The sequence below is a fragment of the Pseudomonas monteilii NBRC 103158 = DSM 14164 genome, from assembly GCF_000730605.1.
In the GTDB taxonomy this organism is placed as follows: domain Bacteria; phylum Pseudomonadota; class Gammaproteobacteria; order Pseudomonadales; family Pseudomonadaceae; genus Aquipseudomonas; species Aquipseudomonas monteilii.
Map to the genome: position 1 here is coordinate 22,573 of NZ_BBIS01000034.1, position 15,705 is coordinate 38,277.

Sequence of the window (15,705 nt, forward strand, 5' to 3'; positions counted from 1 at the left end):
TCAGGCCGATGCAGCGTTGTAGAACATCTCGCTGCTGCGCTGTTCGACCAACGCCTGCTCGATGGCCGCCTGGTGCACTTCGTCGGCGTGCTCTTCACGCGCTTCGGGCTTGATACCCAGGCGCGCGAACAGCTGCATGTCCTTGTCGGCCTGCGGGTTGGCGGTGGTCAGCAGTTTTTCGCCGTAGAAGATCGAGTTGGCGCCAGCCATGAAGGCCAAGGCCTGCATCTGCTCGTTCATTTGCTCGCGGCCGGCGGACAGGCGCACGTGCGACTTGGGCATCAGCAAGCGGGCCACGGCCAGCATGCGGATGAAGTCGAACGGGTCCACATCCTCTTCCTCGGCCAGCGGCGTGCCGGCCACCTTGACCAGCATGTTGATCGGCACCGACTCCGGGTGCTCGGGCAGGTTGGCCAACTGGATCAGCAGGCCCGCGCGGTCGTCCAGCGACTCCCCCATGCCCAGGATGCCGCCAGAGCAGATCTTCATGCCGGCATCACGCACGTAGGCCAGGGTTTGCAGGCGCTCGCTGTAGGTGCGGGTGGTGATGATGCTGCCGTAGAACTCCGGCGAGGTGTCGAGGTTGTGGTTGTAGTAGTCCAGGCCCGCCTGGGCCAAGGCCACGGTTTGCTCTTGGTCGAGTTTGCCGAGGGTCATGCAGGTTTCCAGGCCCATGGCCTTCACGCCTTTGACCATCTCCAGCACATAGGGCATGTCTTTGGCCGACGGGTGCTTCCACGCCGCGCCCATGCAGAAACGGGTGGAGCCGATGGCTTTGGCGCGCGCGGCCTCTTCCAGCACCTTCTGCACTTCCATCAGCTTCTGTTTTTCCAGCCCGGTGTTGTAGTGGCCGGACTGCGGACAATATTTGCAGTCTTCCGGGCAGGCGCCGGTCTTGATCGACAGCAGGGTCGAAACCTGCACGCGGTTCGGGTCGAAATGCGCCCGGTGCACGGTCTGCGCCTGGAACAGCAGGTCATTGAACGGTTGCTGGAACAGCGCCTTGACCTCGGCCAGGGACCAGTCGTGACGTGTTGTTGCAGTTGTGCTGGCGCTCATCGGCGTTTCCTTGTTTAGGCTGTAGCTGGCGCCGGGACAGGAAAGCCCGCCAGCGCATCACGGATAGCTCGCATACTCATGGAAGGCCTATGAACTGTCAACCATACTGGAAAACACTGGTTTACAAGTGCTCATTTATTAATCAATCGTGTTTATTGTGTGATGAACCTGCCGAGCAGGCCTACCCCCTGTGTATTGCCTGCGAGCAGGAATTACCTTGGCTAGGCGATCATTGTCTGCGCTGCGCCCTGCCGCTGCCCATGGCGGGCCTGACCTGCGCCCAGTGCTGTCGCCACCTGCCGGCCTTCGAACAGGTGTTTGCGCTTTGGCAATTCGGCTTTCCGGTTGATACGCTGGTCAGCCGCTTCAAGCACAACCGGCAGTGGCCCTTGGGGCGGTTGATGGCTGAATTGCTGGGGCATGGGCTGCTGCACCGCTTTGCCGAAGGGTTAGCCCGCCCTGACCTGCTGTTGCCCGTTCCCTTGGCCAGGCGTCGACTGCGCGAACGAGGGTTCAACCAGGCGGGGATGCTTGGGCGTTGGTTGTCTTCGCAACTTGGGCTGGTTTGCGACGAGCGGTTATTGGTGCGCATGCGCGAGACGCCTGCACAACAACAGCTGGACGCCAAGGCACGGCAGCGCAATTTACGTCAGGCGTTTGCGGTCACGGGCGATTTGACAGGCAAGCATGTCGCCATTGTCGATGATGTGGTAACCACCAGTGCCACCGTGCAGACCATTGCCGAAGTGCTGCGCAAAGCCGGCGCGCAGCGTGTGGATGTGTATTGCCTGGCGCGCACGCCCAAGCCGGGGTATGCATGACACTGCACAGTCCTACACAATCTACCTTCAGGCCCTTCATCTACAACGACTCAATGCTCATGCCGCTGCCTACTTTGCTTACCCAGCACATCGCCCGCCGCCCCCAGCGCATTGCGCTGCTGCAGCACATTGCCGAGCAAGGCTCGATCACCCGCGCCGCCAAGGCTGCGAGCATCAGCTACAAGGCAGCCTGGGATGCCATTGATGAGCTCAACAACCTGGCCAGCCAGCCCTTGGTGGAGCGCAGCACCGGTGGCCGTGGCGGTGGCGGTGCGCGTTTGTCGCCGGAGGGCGAGCGGGTGCTGCGCCTGTATCAGCGGCTGCAGGCCTTGCAGGCGCAAATCCTTGAAGCCGCCGAAGAGTCCAGCGACCTCGACCTGCTCGGGCGCCTGATGCTGCGCACCAGTGCGCGTAACCAGCTGCAAGGCCAGGTCAGCGGCCTGCGCCGTGAAGGCCGGTATGACCGTGTCAGCCTGGCATTGGGCGGTGGGCTGGAAATTGATGCGCTGATCACGCACGACAGTACCGCGCGGCTGGAGCTGACGTTGGGGACGATGGTGGTGGCGTTGCTCAAGGCGGGGTGGGTACGGTTACTGGCGGAAGGGGAAGAGGCTGAGGCAGGGAGCAATTGCCTGCGGGCGACGGTTGAGGAAGTGCTGACAGATGTTGATGGGCCCAGTGAAGTCAGACTGGCGCTGGGTAATGGGCAGACATTGTGTGCCATTGCGCAAGCGGATTGGCTGGCGGGGCAGCAGGTGGTGGATGGCAGTGCGGTGCGGGTGCAGTTTCATCCCTCTTATGTGTTGATCGGAGTTCCTGCGTAGCCTGGCCGCGCTGTGCGCGGTTCGCGGGTTCAACCGCGAAGAGGCCGCCACAGGTATAACGCTGTACCATGGGACCTATGCCGCTTATCCCCCGGAGCCTCCATGTCCCACCCCTTCGACACCCTCACCCCCGACCTGGTCCTGGACGCCGTGGAAAGCATCGGCTTTCTCAGCGATGCACGGGTGCTGGCACTGAACAGCTACGAAAACCGCGTCTATCAGGTGGGCATCGAGGACGCGCAGCCGCTGATCGCCAAGTTCTACCGCCCGGGCCGCTGGAGCGATGCGGCCATCCTCGAAGAACACAGTTTCACTGCCGAACTGGCTGACTGCGAAGTGCCGGTGGTTGCCCCCCTGCAGCACGATGGCCGCACTTTGTTCGAACACCAGGGTTTCCGTTTCACCCTGTTCCCCCGCCGCGGTGGTCACGCCCCGGAGCCGGGCAACCTCGACCAGCTGTATCGCCTGGGCCAACTGCTCGGCCGCCTGCACGCCGTAGGCGCCAGCAAACCGTTCGAACACCGTGAGGCATTGGCAGTGGACAACTTTGGCCACGCCTCGCTCAACACCTTGCTGGCAGGCGATTTTGTCCCGCGCGAGTTGCTGCCAGCGTTCGAATCCGTGGCCCGCGACGTGCTCAAGCGGGTTGAGGAGATCTACGCCCGCACGCCCCACCAACTCATCCGCCTGCACGGCGACCTTCACCCCGGCAACCTGATGCACCGCGACGAGGTGTACCACGTGGTCGACCTGGACGACTGCCGCATGGGCCCGGCCGTGCAGGACCTGTGGATGATGCTGGCCGGCAGCCGCGAAGAGCGCCTGGGGCAGTTGGCCGAGCTGATCGACGGCTACAACGAGTTCCACGACTTCGACCCGCGCGAACTGGCCCTGATCGAACCCCTGCGCGCCCTGCGCCAGCTGCACTACAGCGCCTGGCTGGCACGGCGTTGGGACGACCCGGCGTTCCCGCCTAGCTTCCCGTGGTTCGGCCAGCCCCGCTACTGGGGCGACCAGATTCTCGCCCTGCGCGAACAAATGGCGGCACTGGATGAAGCACCGCTGAAATTGTTCTAGAAGCACGCCCGCCTCTGTCTACAATAGGCGTCGCTTTATTTAGCTACCTAAGCAAGGATTCTGCATGCACGCCGCAAACCCGCGTCGCGGGTACCTACTGGGCCTCAGTGCCTACATCATCTGGGGCCTGTTCCCCCTGTACTTCAAGGCGATCCAGAGCGTCCCGGCGGTGGAGATCATTGTCCACCGGGTACTCTGGTCGGCATTGTTCGGCTCGCTGCTGCTACTGGTGTGGAAGCACCCCGGCTGGTGGCGCGAACTGCGTGACAACCCGCGCCGGCTGGGCATCCTGGCCCTGAGCGGTGCGCTGATCGCCGGTAACTGGCTGACGTACGTGTGGTCGGTGAACAACGGCCGCATGCTCGAAGCCAGCCTGGGCTACTACATCAACCCGCTGATCAATGTGTTGTTGGGCATGCTGATTCTTGGCGAACGCCTGCGCCGCCTGCAGTGGCTGGCGGTGGGCATGGCCGCTGTGGGCGTGGCGCAGCAGGTGTGGCAAGTGGGTAGCCTGCCCTGGGTGTCACTGGTACTGGCGCTGAGCTTCGGCTTCTATGGGCTGATTCGCAAACAAGCGCCAGTGGCGGCATTGCCGGGCCTGGTAGTGGAAACCTGGATGCTGGTGCCACTGGCCCTTGGCTGGCTGCTGCTGCACCCGGCGGCGATGAGTGCCCAAGCGGCGTTTTATACCAGCAGCGAGGCGCTGTGGCTGATGGCTGCCGGGCCGGTGACGCTGATACCGTTGGTGTGCTTCAACGCTGCGGCGCGGCACCTGCCGTATACCACGCTGGGCTTCCTGCAATACCTGGCACCCACACTGGTGTTGCTGCAAGCAGTGCTGCTGTTTGATGAGCACCTGTCGTCGAGCAACCTGGTGGCGTTCATGTTCATCTGGGCGGGTTTGGCCATTTACAGCGTCGATGCCTGGCTGAGTTTGCGCAAGCGCAGCTGATCAAAAAACGATCAAATCTCTGCAAGCCAGGTGATGCGTGGCCTGCAGAGACATCTCCAAAGGTTATCCACACCCTGGTCCCCGTGCTTTGTGCACAAGGTGCTGATTTTTGGGTGTTTTTTGAGCAAAGCTGGGTAAGGCACGCGCCGCCTGGGCTGGAGAGGGGAACCCCCCAGGTTATCCACAGGGCCTTCCCCGTGATATCGGGATAACCGCAAGGGCCAGTCTCGAATCAATCCTCGGCCCGCAAGTGCAACTCCACCATCAAGTCATCCGCCAGGCTCTCCAGCTTTTGCTGCAGCACATCCAGCGGCAAGGTCAACGGCAGCGCCAGCAGCGCATCGGCATGAAACAGCGGCTCGCTGCTCATCGGTGCAGGCCCCACCTCTGTGGAAAACCGCTCGACGTTCACCTGCAACTCGGCCAGCAAACGAGTAATGTCGCGCACGATCCCTGGCCGGTCGTTACCCACCAGCTCCATGGCAATCGGTCTCCATGTGCAAGAGGGCTCAATCCCGCTCTCGGCAATCAGCACCCGAATGCCATAACTGGCCAACCCCTGCAGCGACGCCACCAGCTCATCGTAGTTTTCAGCCGGCACCGCCACCCGCAGGATGCCGGCAAACTGCCCGGCCATACGCGACATGCGGCTTTCCAGCCAGTTGCCACTGTGGTCGGCGATGCATTGGGCAATACGTTCGACCTGGCCGGCCTTGTCAGGGGCAATTACCGTCAGTACAAGATGATCCACAAGCCCTTCCTCGTGTCGGACCGCGCCGGGCGGCAGAAAATCGGGGGATCGACTCAGTATAGGCAAGGCGCGGCAACCTGCCGCAGGGCAATCCGCACAACCAATCGTGTACTGTTTCAAGATTTATCTGGAACAATCCACCTGTTTTTTGCGAACATACCCACTCCCAGCGTGACCATACGCGACCAACGGGTCGCATAACGGCGCTTTTAGTCTGATTTTGCCCCGCCTACTGCTTCATGTAGTATCCCGTGGCGCGGACTACAAAACGTCGTTTGGATGTCTGCCAAGGCGCCTGTGAAAATACGCACACTGCCCGCCAGCTAGTCTGGAAGGCCGCACCCAGCCGCGTCCGGCGCAACCCGGGGGCATGCACTGGTGCCGTGTTTAGAGAAGCGCTACAGGCTTAATACAGAAGAGCGAAATAGCTGAGCAGAGTGAGGCAAGCAATGACTGGATACGTTCAAGTCGGTGGCCTTCAGGTCGCCAAGGTCCTGTACGACTTCGTGAACAACGAAGCCATCCCCGGGACCGGCATCGTCGCCGAGCAGTTCTGGGCGGGTGCAGAGAAGATCATCAATGACCTCGCTCCAAAGAACAAAGCCCTGCTCGCCAAGCGCGACGAGCTGCAAGCCAAGATCGACGCCTGGCACCAGGCACGCAAAGGCCAGGCCCACGACGCCGTAGCCTACAAAGCATTCCTCCAGGAAATCGGCTACCTGCTGCCACAAGCCGACGATTTCCAGGCCACCACCCAGAACGTGGACGAAGAAATCGCCCACATGGCCGGCCCACAGCTGGTCGTTCCGGTGATGAACGCCCGCTTCGCCCTCAACGCCGCCAACGCCCGTTGGGGTTCGCTGTACGATGCGCTGTACGGCACCGACGCCATCAGCGATGAAGGCGGCGCCGAAAAAGGCCAGGGTTACAACAAGGTTCGTGGCGACAAGGTCATCGCCTTTGCCCGCGCCTTCCTCGACGAAGCCGCGCCACTGGCCGCCGGCTCGCACGTCGACTCCACCGGCTACCGCATCGAAGGCGGCAAACTGGTTGTGGCCCTCAAAGGCGGCAGCAACAGCGGCCTGCGTGATGACGCGCAACTGATCGGCTTCCACGGCGATGCCGCCGCGCCGACCGCCGTGCTGCTCAAGCACAACGGCCTGCACTTCGAAATCCAGGTCGATGCCAGCACCCCGGTTGGTAGCACCGACGCTGCCGGTGTGAAAGACATCCTGATGGAATCGGCACTGACCACCATCATGGACTGCGAAGACTCGGTTGCCGCCGTCGATGCCGACGACAAGGTGATCGTCTACCGCAACTGGCTGGGCCTGATGAAAGGCGACCTGGCCGAAAGCGTGAGCAAGGGTGGCAAAACCTTCACCCGCACCATGAACCCGGACCGCGAGTACGCCGCACCAAACGGCGGCAGCGTGACCCTGCATGGCCGTTCGCTGCTGTTCGTGCGTAACGTTGGCCACCTGATGACCAACCCGGCGATTCTCGATGCCCAAGGCAACGAAATTCCTGAAGGTATCCAGGACGGCCTGTTCACCAACCTGATCGCCCTGCACAACCTCAACGGCAACACCACCCGCAAGAACACCCGCAGCGGCAGCGTGTACATCGTGAAGCCGAAGATGCACGGGCCGGAAGAAGTGGCGTTCGCCGCCGAGATCTTCAGCCAGGTCGAAGACCTGCTGGGCATGCCGCGCAACACCGTCAAGGTCGGCATCATGGACGAAGAGCGCCGTACCACGGTCAACCTCAAGTCCTGCATCAAGGCAGCCGCCGAGCGCGTGGCGTTCATCAACACCGGTTTCCTCGACCGCACGGGCGATGAAATCCACACCTCGATGGAAGCCGGCGCCGTGGTGCGCAAGGGCGCCATGAAGAACGAGAAGTGGATCGGCGCCTACGAAAACAACAACGTCGACGTTGGCCTGGCCACCGGCCTGCAAGGCCGTGCGCAAATCGGCAAAGGCATGTGGGCCATGCCCGACCTGATGGCTGCCATGCTGGAGCAAAAAATCGCCCACCCGCTGGCCGGTGCCAACACCGCCTGGGTGCCGTCGCCGACTGCCGCCACCCTGCACGCCCTGCACTACCACAAGGTGGACGTACAGGCGCGCCAGCGTGAACTGGCTTCGCGCACCCCAGCGTCGGTAGACGACATCCTGGCCATCCCGCTGGCTGCCGATACCAACTGGTCTGCCGAAGAAATCCGCAACGAGCTGGACAACAACGCCCAGGGCATCCTCGGCTACGTGGTGCGCTGGATCGACCAGGGCGTGGGTTGCTCGAAGGTGCCGGACATCAACAACGTCGGCCTGATGGAAGACCGCGCCACCCTGCGTATTTCGGCCCAGCTGCTGGCCAACTGGCTGCGCCATGGCGTAGTCAGCCAGGAGCAAGTGCTGGAAAGCCTCAAGCGCATGGCCGTGGTGGTTGACCAGCAGAACGCCGGCGACGCCCTGTACCGCCCGATGGCGCCGAACTTCGACGACAACGTCGCGTTCCAGGCCGCTGTCGAGCTGGTGGTGGAAGGTGGCAAGCAGCCGAACGGCTACACCGAGCCAGTGCTGCACCGTCGTCGCCGTGAGTTCAAGGCGCGTAACGGGCTGTAAATCGAAAGGGGCCGCTTGGCGGCCCCTTTCCGTATCACTCTAGTTTCAGTTCTTTCTTCACTAGCTCCAGCAGCTTGTCCAGGTCCACCGGCTTGAGCAGGAAATCCACCACCCCCAGGTGCATCACGTCCACCGCCTCTTTCACATCGGTGTCGCCCGACACCACGATGATCGACAACGCCGCCCACTTCGATTTACGTATTTGGCGAATCAATTCCATCCCGTCCCAGGGTTCCATGCGCAGATCCGTGATCATCAGCGAGATTCTGGGTTCCCAGTGCAACTTCCACAGCGCCTCTTTGGCACCATCGGCGATCATGCTGTCGATGCCCCTGCTTTTCAGGAAATAGCCCAGTGCCTCGCAGTTCACTGGGTTGTCATCAACGATCAGTACCAACGGCTTCAATGCCACAGGCGCGCTCACCCCAGCCAATGCCTCGCGCTCGGCGTCGCTCAGGATGTCGGTTTGCTCAGGCATGGTCATCTCGTCAAAAAAATTCCGCTTCAGCAGTAGGACCACTTTACTTGCATAACCCGGTTCGCCTTTCGTCGGGTCTTTGACAGGGGGGCTCATAGACTTACGTCCAATGGGCACCACCCCGCCGCAAGCCGACCATGGAGGCAGAGAACAACAGGGCCGGCACCTATATATAGATATATATAGTTCGGCATAGCGATACGGTCAGTTTCATGAGCAAAAAGGACGCCTACAGCCAGGCGGGCAGGACGGCAGTGCTGCAGAACATCCAGGGCACCCTGCAGTTCCTGCAGCGCTTCCCGCCGTTCAACCAGATGGAGCACAGCCACCTGGCCTTCCTGGTGGAACAGTGCCAGCTGCGCTTCTATGCCAGCGGCGAAAGCATCGTCAAACCTGCCGACGGGCCGGTGGAGCACTTCTACATCGTCAAGCAGGGACGAGTGGTTGGCGAGCGCCAGCACCTGGTCAAACCTGGCGTGGAAACCACCTTCGAAATCACCAGCGGCGAATGCTTCCCGCTGGCCGCACTGCTGGGCGAACGGGCGACCCGCACCGAGCACCTCGCCGGTGAAGACACCTTCTGCCTGCAGTTGAACAAAGCCGCGTTCATCCGCGTGTTCTCGATGTCTGAAGTGTTTCGGGATTTTGCCTTGCGTGGGGTCAGCAGCCTGCTCGACCAGGTCAACCAACAGGTACGCCAGCGCGCGGCGGAAACCCTCGGGACCCAGTACTCACTGAACACCCCGCTGGGTGAGCTGGCCATGCGTCACCCGGTGGTGTGCAGCGCCGATACACCGTTGCGCGATGCCGTGCGGCTGATGCACGAACAGCAGGTCGGCAGCATCGTGGTGATCGACCAGCAGCGCTACCCTGTCGGCATCTTCACCCTGCGCGATCTGCGCCAGGTGGTGGCGTCGATGGATGCGGACCTGGGCGCCCCCATCGAGCGGCACATGACCGCCAAGCCTTTCTACCTCAGCCCCCAGGCCAGCGCCTTCGACGCGGCCATGGCCATGACCGAACGGCATATCGCCCACGTGTGCCTGGTGGAAAACCGACGCCTGTGCGGGGTGGTTTCCGAGCGTGACCTGTTCTCACTGCAACGGGTCGACCTGGTGCACCTGGCGCGTACCATCCGCCATGCGCCTCGGCTGGACACCCTGGTATCGCTGCGCGGTGAAATCAGCCAGCTGGTCGAGCGCATGCTCGCCCACGGCGCATCGTCCACGCAGATCACCCAGATCATCACCTTGCTCAACGACCACACCGTGTGCCGGGTGATCGAGCTGGCACTGGCCGAGCGCGGCGACCCGGGCGTGCCATTCAGTTGGCTGTGTTTCGGCAGCGAAGGGCGACGCGAGCAGACCCTGCACACCGACCAGGACAACGGCATCCTCTTCGAGGCCGCCGACAGCGCCGAGGCCGACAGCATCCGTGCGCGCCTGCTGCCGCTGGCGCAGTACATCAACCAGTGCCTGGCACAGTGCGGCTTTACCCTGTGCAAGGGCAACATCATGGCCGGCAACCCTGAATTGTGCCTGTCGCGCAGCGAGTGGGCACGGCGCTTTGCCGGTTTTGTCCGCGAAGCCAGCCCGGAGAACCTGCTGGGCTCCAGCATCTATTTCGACCTGCGCGTGGTGTGGGGCGACGAGCAAGGCTGCGAGCAGTTGCGCCAGCGCCTGCTGGAGCAAGTAGCCGACAACCGCCTCTTCCAGCGCATGCTGGCCGACAATGCCCTGCGCCAGCGCCCACCAGTGGGCCGCCTGCGCGAATTCGTGCTGACCCGCCAGGGCAACGACAAGGCCGCCACCCTCGACCTCAAGGTCCAGGGCCTGACGCCCTTCGTCGATGGCGCACGCTTGCTGGCCCTGGCCAATGGCATCGGCGCCTGCAATACCCTGGAGCGCCTGCGCCAACTGGTGGCCAATGGCGTGATCGAGCCACTGGACGGCGCTGCCTATGAAGAGGCTTATCACTTCATCCAGCAGACCCGCATGCAGCAGCATCAGCGCCAGACCCGCGACAACCTGCCGTACTCCAACCGGCTCGACCCGGACAGCCTCAACCACCTGGACCGGCGCATCCTGCGCGAATCCCTGCGCCAGGCCCAACGCCTGCAAAGCAGCCTGGCCTTGCGGTATCAGCTATGAGCCTGTTTGCCTGGCTGCGCCCCAGCGCGCCCGAGCTGGACGACGCCATGCGTCAGCGCCTGGCCCGGCTGCCCAAGCCCGCGCCGCTGGGTGTGTGCAGTTTGCGTGAGCAGCGCTGGGTAGTGCTGGATCTGGAAACCAGCGGGCTTAACACCAACCGTGATCAGGTATTGTCGATCGGGGCGGTGGCTATTGAGGACGGTGCCATCGACTTTGCGCAACAGTTCGAACGTACCCTGCACAGGCCTTTGCAGAAAACCAACGCCAGCGTGCTGATCCACGGCCTGGGTCCTAGTGCCTTGGCCGCCGGTTGCGACCCGGCCGAGGCCTTGCTGGATTTGCTCGATTTCATTGGTAGCAGCCCGGTACTGGCGTTTCATGCGCCATTCGACCAACGCATGCTGGCGCGGGCGCTGAAGGAAAGCCTGGGTTACCGCTTGCAGTCACCGTTCCTCGATGTGGCCGAACTGGCGCCGATGCTTAACCCCGACACCGTGCTGCGCGAGGCCGGGCTGGATGACTGGGTCGTGCGGTTTGGCTTGCAGGTGGAAGAACGCCACCATGCGAGTGCCGATGCTCAGGTTACGGCTGAACTGGCGCTGATTTTGTTCAGCCAGGCCCGGCGCCAGCAGCTGGACAGCCCGTTGCAGCTGGAGCAGCGGTTGCGTGGGTGGCGGCGGCGCAAGGTGCAAAGTCACGGGTTGTAGGGCGTTAGTAAGGCAGCGCCTGTGAAATCGAGCGCCGCGCGGGCGGCGCTCGATTTCACAGGCGCTGAAAACCTCAAGCCAGCCCCCTTAGCCTTTTCCATGATGGCAATCCGATAAGCGTCCATTGCACCCACCCCCTCCCCTCTGCAACAATCGCGAATAATTATCGTTAGTTAATGCATACGTTCCGGGGGGACGCTGCTTGTCTTCTGCACAGAGCCCACACGCCGATCTGGTCGGTGCGCTGTACCGCGACCATCGCGGCTGGCTGCTCGCCTGGCTGCAACGCAGCATGGCCTGCCGCCAACGTGCCGAAGACTTGAGCCAGGACACCTTCGTGCGCCTGCTCGGCCGCGAGCAGCTGGACACCCCCCGCGAACCCCGCGCTTTCATCGCCGCCGTGGCCAAGGGGCTGATGTTTGACCACTTCCGCCGTGCGGCGCTGGAACAGGCCTACCTGGCCGAGCTGGCGCTGATCCCGGAAGCTGAACAGCCCTCGCCCGAAGTGCAGCACCTGATCCTCGAAGACCTCATGGCCATCGACCGCCTGCTGGGCAAGCTGTCGAGCAAGGCCCGCGCGGCCTTCCTGCACAACCGTCTGGACGGTATGGCCCATGCCGAGATCGCCGAGCGCCTGGGCGTTTCGGTATCGCGGGTGCGCCAGTACATCGCCCAAGGCATGCGCCAGTGCTACGTGGCCCTGTACGGGGAGCCGACGTGAGCAACGCGCCGGTTTCGTCCCGGGTACTTGAAGCCGCCATCGCCTGGAAACTCAGCCTCGGCGACGCCAGCGGCACACCGGATGAACGCAACGAATTCACGCGATGGCATGCCGCCAGTGAAGAACACGCGCGGGCCTGGCGCCAGCTCGGCGCCATGGACCAACGCGTCAGCGCGGCGGCCGGCCCGGCACGCCAGGCCCTGCTGCAGTCGCGCGTCAGCCTGCGGCGCCGAATCGGCAAGGTTGGCGGCGGGCTGGCCGGGATGTTCCTGCTCGGTTCACTGCTGGCCTGGGTCGGCGCCCCGTCGCTGGCACCCAGCTACTGGCTGGCCGACCAGCGCACCGCAACTGGCGAGTTGCGTACCTTGCGCCTGCAAGACGGCACATTGCTGAGCCTGAACACCCACACCGCCGTGGATATCGACTACGCAGGCGAGCAACGGGTGATCGTGCTGCACCAAGGCGAAATTTCGGTCGAAACCGGCCACCAGGACCCGCGTCCGCTGCTGGTACGCACCGACGATGGTCGCCTGCGGCCACTGGGCACGCGCTTCCTGGTACGCCGCGAAGCCGACGGTACGCGCCTGGAAGTGCTGCAAGCCTCGGTTGCGGCCATGCCGCATAACAGTGGCGACGAGCAGGTGCTGCGTGAAGGCCAGCAAGTGTTGATGAACGCCAACGGCCTCGGCCAGATCGGCACGGTGCCCGCCGGTGCCGATGCCTGGACCCGGGGCATGCTGGTGGCCGACAACGTGCGCCTGGGCGACCTGCTGGCCACGCTTGGCCAGTTCCGCAGTGGCCACCTGGGGGTGGACGCCAAGGTCGCCGACCTGCGCGTGACCGGCAGCTTCCCACTGACCGACACCGACCTGGCGCTGGCATCACTGGTGCCGGCTTTGCCGGTGAAAATCGAGCGGCATACCCAGTGGTGGGTGAACGTGGTACCGAAGTAAGGCTGAAAGCCAAAAATACTGCTCAATAATTTTCAGATCAGCCCTGACACTTTTCAAATCTCGCTCGGCAAGGAAGCAGTTAGCACTTATCCGTCCAGGAGCCACTGCATGTCCCGTGCTGTTGATCGTATCTTGCGCCCTAGCGTGATGGCCCTTGCCATCGCCATAGCCGCGCCATTGGCCAGCCCTGTCTTGTGTGCCGCCGAGCAATCCGCTGCGCGCGCCTATGACCTGCCCAGCGCCCCGCTGGCCACCACCCTGAACAAGATCGCCAGCCAGGCCGGTATCGCCCTGGCCATCGACCCGGCGTTGGTCAACGGCCGCTCCTCGGCCCCGGTGACCGGCCAGTACGACGGCCTAGGTGCCCTGCAAGCCGCTTTGCGCGGCACTGGCCTGCAACTGCAACAAAGCAGCGTGGGCAGCTACAGCCTGGTGGCTACGCCGGAAGGGACACTGGCGTTACCAGAAACAGCGATCAACGCTACAGCCAATTATGAAAGCGCCTGGGGGGCGGTCGAGGGTTACACCGCAACCCGCACGGCAGCAGGCACCAAGACAGACACTGCCATCGCCGAACTACCCCGCTCGGTAACCGTGATCACCCGGCAGCAGATGGAAGATCGGCCAGTACTCAGCCTGAATGATGCCCTGCGTTATACGGCAGGCGTGCAGAGCAGCGGCTACGGCTCCGACTCGCGCAGCGACTGGTTGCTGGTACGTGGTTTTGTGCCCACCCAGTTCCTAGATGGCCTGCCATTACCCAAGGGGAACTATGCCACCCCCAAAATCGAGCCCTGGAACCTGGAGCGCATCGCCGTGCTGCGCGGCCCGGCTTCATCAGTGTACGGCCAGACCCCGCCAGGCGGGTTGCTGGACATGACCAGCCGTCGGCCGCAACTGGAAAGCAGCCATGAAATCGAAGCCCAGGTTGGCAGCAACAATCACAAGCAGATCAATTTTGACAGCACCGGCAAGCTCGACGATGCAGGCCAGTTCCTCTACCGGGTGAGCGGTACCGTGCGTGACAGCGGCTCGCCGATCGACCATATACCGGACAAGCGCTATAACATCGCGCCCAGCCTGACCTGGAACATCAACGACGACACCAAGCTGACCTTCATCTCCCAGTACACCCGCGATGATACGGGTGTTACTGGCCAGTTCTTGCCTCTGCAAGGCACCAAGCTGGACAGCCCGGCGGGCAAGATTTCTCACCACAAGAACCTGGGTGATCCGGATTGGGAGTCCTACGACCGCACCTACTACCACCTCGGCTATGCGTTCGAAACCCGCCTGAATGACACCTGGCAGTTCCGCCAGAACCTGCGCTATGCGCGCAACGAACTGGACTTCAAGGGCATTACCGCCGGCGGCTCGATCGGGCCAGCCGGACCGGACGAGGCCGTCAGCGCCGATGGCACCGTGCAACGTACTGCCGGTATCGTCGAAGAAGATATCTCCCAGTTCGCAGTGGATAACAACTTCCAGGCCGACTTCCAGACTGGCCAACTCTCCCATACCCTGCTGCTGGGCCTCGACCATCAGCGCTCGGACAGCAACGCTCGCTGGCGTTGGGGCTCGGCCGGTGTGCCATCAAGCAATATCCATAACCCGATATACGGCCAGGATTTCTCGAACGTTCAGTACTTCGACATGTACGACTACGATCAGAAAACCCAGCAGACCGGCCTGTACGCCCAAGACCAGATGGCCTTGGACAACTGGCGCCTGACCCTGGGTGGTCGTGAGGACTGGGTGCATACCGGCACCACCTTCCACAATCAGGGCGACGCCACCAATACCCAGCGCGACAAGAAGTTCAGTGGTAACGCAGCGCTCAGTTATGTGTTCGATAACGGGCTGACGCCATACATCTCCTATGCCGAGTCGTTCCAGGCCGCTACCGGGTCAACCGTCAATAGCACCGATGCATTCAAGCCGACCGAAGGCAAGCAGTACGAGCTGGGTATCAAATACCAACCGCCAGGCAGCAAAAGCCTGTTCACCGCAGCTGTATTCGACCTGACGCAGCAGAACATGTCGGTGACCGAGGGTGGCGTCACCCGCCAGGTTGGCGAAGTGCGCGTGAAAGGCCTTGAGCTTGAGGCTACTTCGGATGTGAGCGAAAACCTCAAGCTGGTGGGCTCCTACACCTACAACGACAGCGAAATCACCAAAGGCACCCGTGAAGAGAAAGGCAAGCGCATGGCGCAGGTTCCGCGTAACCAGGCCACTGCCTGGGCCGACTACACCTGGAACAGCGGGGCGCTGGACGGCTTTGGCGTAGGCATTGGCGTGCGCTATGTGGGCGACACCTACGGCAACACCACGAATACCGACTGGGGCCATGTGGGCTCGTACACTGTGTACGACGCCTCCGTACATTACGACCTGGGCCGCCTGAACAGCACACTCAAAGGTGTCACCGTGGCCGTAGATGCGAAAAACCTGTTCAACAAGGACTACCTGTCGACGTGCGACGGGTACTACTGCTACTACGGCGACGAACGCAACGTGGTCGCCAGCGTCAATTACAAGTTCTGAGTGAATGGGGGCCGCTTTGCGGCCCCCGTTCCAACAGACAA

General features: G+C 62.6%; 13 protein-coding genes. 10 read left to right on the top strand and 3 right to left on the bottom strand.

The window, feature by feature from the left end; all coding sequences use genetic code 11:
• Positions 1-1,059, bottom strand: a complete 1,059-nt coding sequence (gene bioB / locus PM2_RS18080) for a biotin synthase BioB (RefSeq protein WP_016714563.1) — start codon at positions 1,057-1,059, stop codon at positions 1-3.
• Positions 1,060-1,148: 89 nt separating this feature from the next.
• On the opposite strand from bioB, the gene PM2_RS18085 reads away from it, so the two are divergent.
• The 4 genes from PM2_RS18085 to rarD all read left to right on the top strand — a co-directional run bounded on the left by PM2_RS18085 (position 1,149) and on the right by rarD (position 4,733).
• Complete coding sequence (locus PM2_RS18085) at positions 1,149-1,880, top strand: ComFC family protein (protein ID WP_028699067.1); 732 nt, start codon at positions 1,149-1,151, stop codon at positions 1,878-1,880.
• Between the two features lie 59 nt (positions 1,881-1,939).
• Positions 1,940-2,704 (top strand): TOBE domain-containing protein, encoded by a 765-nt coding sequence (locus PM2_RS18090; protein ID WP_016714561.1) that lies wholly within the window; start codon positions 1,940-1,942, stop codon positions 2,702-2,704.
• A 102-nt stretch (positions 2,705-2,806) separates the two neighbouring features.
• Positions 2,807-3,781 (top strand): serine/threonine protein kinase, encoded by a 975-nt coding sequence (locus PM2_RS18095; protein WP_016714560.1) that lies wholly within the window; start codon positions 2,807-2,809, stop codon positions 3,779-3,781.
• 64 nt (positions 3,782-3,845) lie between these two features.
• Positions 3,846-4,733, top strand: a complete 888-nt coding sequence (gene rarD, locus PM2_RS18100; RefSeq protein WP_016714559.1) for an EamA family transporter RarD — start codon at positions 3,846-3,848, stop codon at positions 4,731-4,733.
• Positions 4,734-4,965: 232 nt separating this feature from the next.
• Here the strand turns inward: rarD and PM2_RS18105 are convergent, their stop codons facing one another.
• Entirely contained in the window at positions 4,966-5,484 is a 519-nt protein-coding gene (locus tag PM2_RS18105) for a glycine cleavage system transcriptional repressor (RefSeq protein ID WP_016714558.1), read from the bottom strand.
• A 449-nt stretch (positions 5,485-5,933) separates the two neighbouring features.
• Here PM2_RS18105 and PM2_RS18110 point away from each other — a divergent pair, with 449 nt between their 5' ends.
• Positions 5,934-8,111, top strand: a complete 2,178-nt coding sequence (locus PM2_RS18110; RefSeq protein ID WP_016714557.1) for a malate synthase G — start codon at positions 5,934-5,936, stop codon at positions 8,109-8,111.
• A gap of 34 nt (positions 8,112-8,145) precedes the next feature.
• Here PM2_RS18110 and PM2_RS18115 read toward each other — a convergent pair whose 3' ends face one another.
• Positions 8,146-8,685 (bottom strand): response regulator, encoded by a 540-nt coding sequence (locus PM2_RS18115; RefSeq protein ID WP_016714556.1) that lies wholly within the window; start codon positions 8,683-8,685, stop codon positions 8,146-8,148.
• Positions 8,686-8,801: 116 nt separating this feature from the next.
• On the opposite strand from PM2_RS18115, the gene PM2_RS18120 reads away from it, so the two are divergent.
• The 5 genes from PM2_RS18120 (at position 8,802) to PM2_RS18140 (ending at position 15,664) form a co-directional block, all read left to right on the top strand.
• Entirely contained in the window at positions 8,802-10,739 is a 1,938-nt protein-coding gene (locus PM2_RS18120) for a DUF294 nucleotidyltransferase-like domain-containing protein (RefSeq protein WP_028699068.1), read from the top strand.
• The gene (locus tag PM2_RS18125; protein ID WP_016714554.1) at positions 10,736-11,446 is read left to right on the top strand and encodes a 3'-5' exonuclease; all 711 of its coding nucleotides are present in this window, start codon (positions 10,736-10,738) and stop codon (positions 11,444-11,446) included. The genes PM2_RS18120 and PM2_RS18125 overlap by 4 nt, the downstream gene beginning before the upstream one ends.
• A 202-nt stretch (positions 11,447-11,648) precedes the next feature.
• A complete protein-coding gene (locus tag PM2_RS18130) occupies positions 11,649-12,167 on the top strand; it encodes an RNA polymerase sigma factor (protein WP_016714553.1) in 519 nt (172 codons plus the stop codon).
• Positions 12,164-13,120, top strand: a complete 957-nt coding sequence (locus tag PM2_RS18135) for a FecR domain-containing protein (RefSeq protein WP_016714552.1) — start codon at positions 12,164-12,166, stop codon at positions 13,118-13,120. The genes PM2_RS18130 and PM2_RS18135 overlap by 4 nt, the downstream gene beginning before the upstream one ends.
• Before the next feature lie 108 nt (positions 13,121-13,228).
• Positions 13,229-15,664 carry a TonB-dependent siderophore receptor gene (locus PM2_RS18140; RefSeq protein ID WP_028699069.1) on the top strand — a complete coding sequence of 812 codons (2,436 nt, stop codon included), beginning with the start codon at positions 13,229-13,231 and terminating at the stop codon, positions 15,662-15,664.
• The last annotated feature ends 41 nt before the right edge of the window (positions 15,665-15,705 follow it).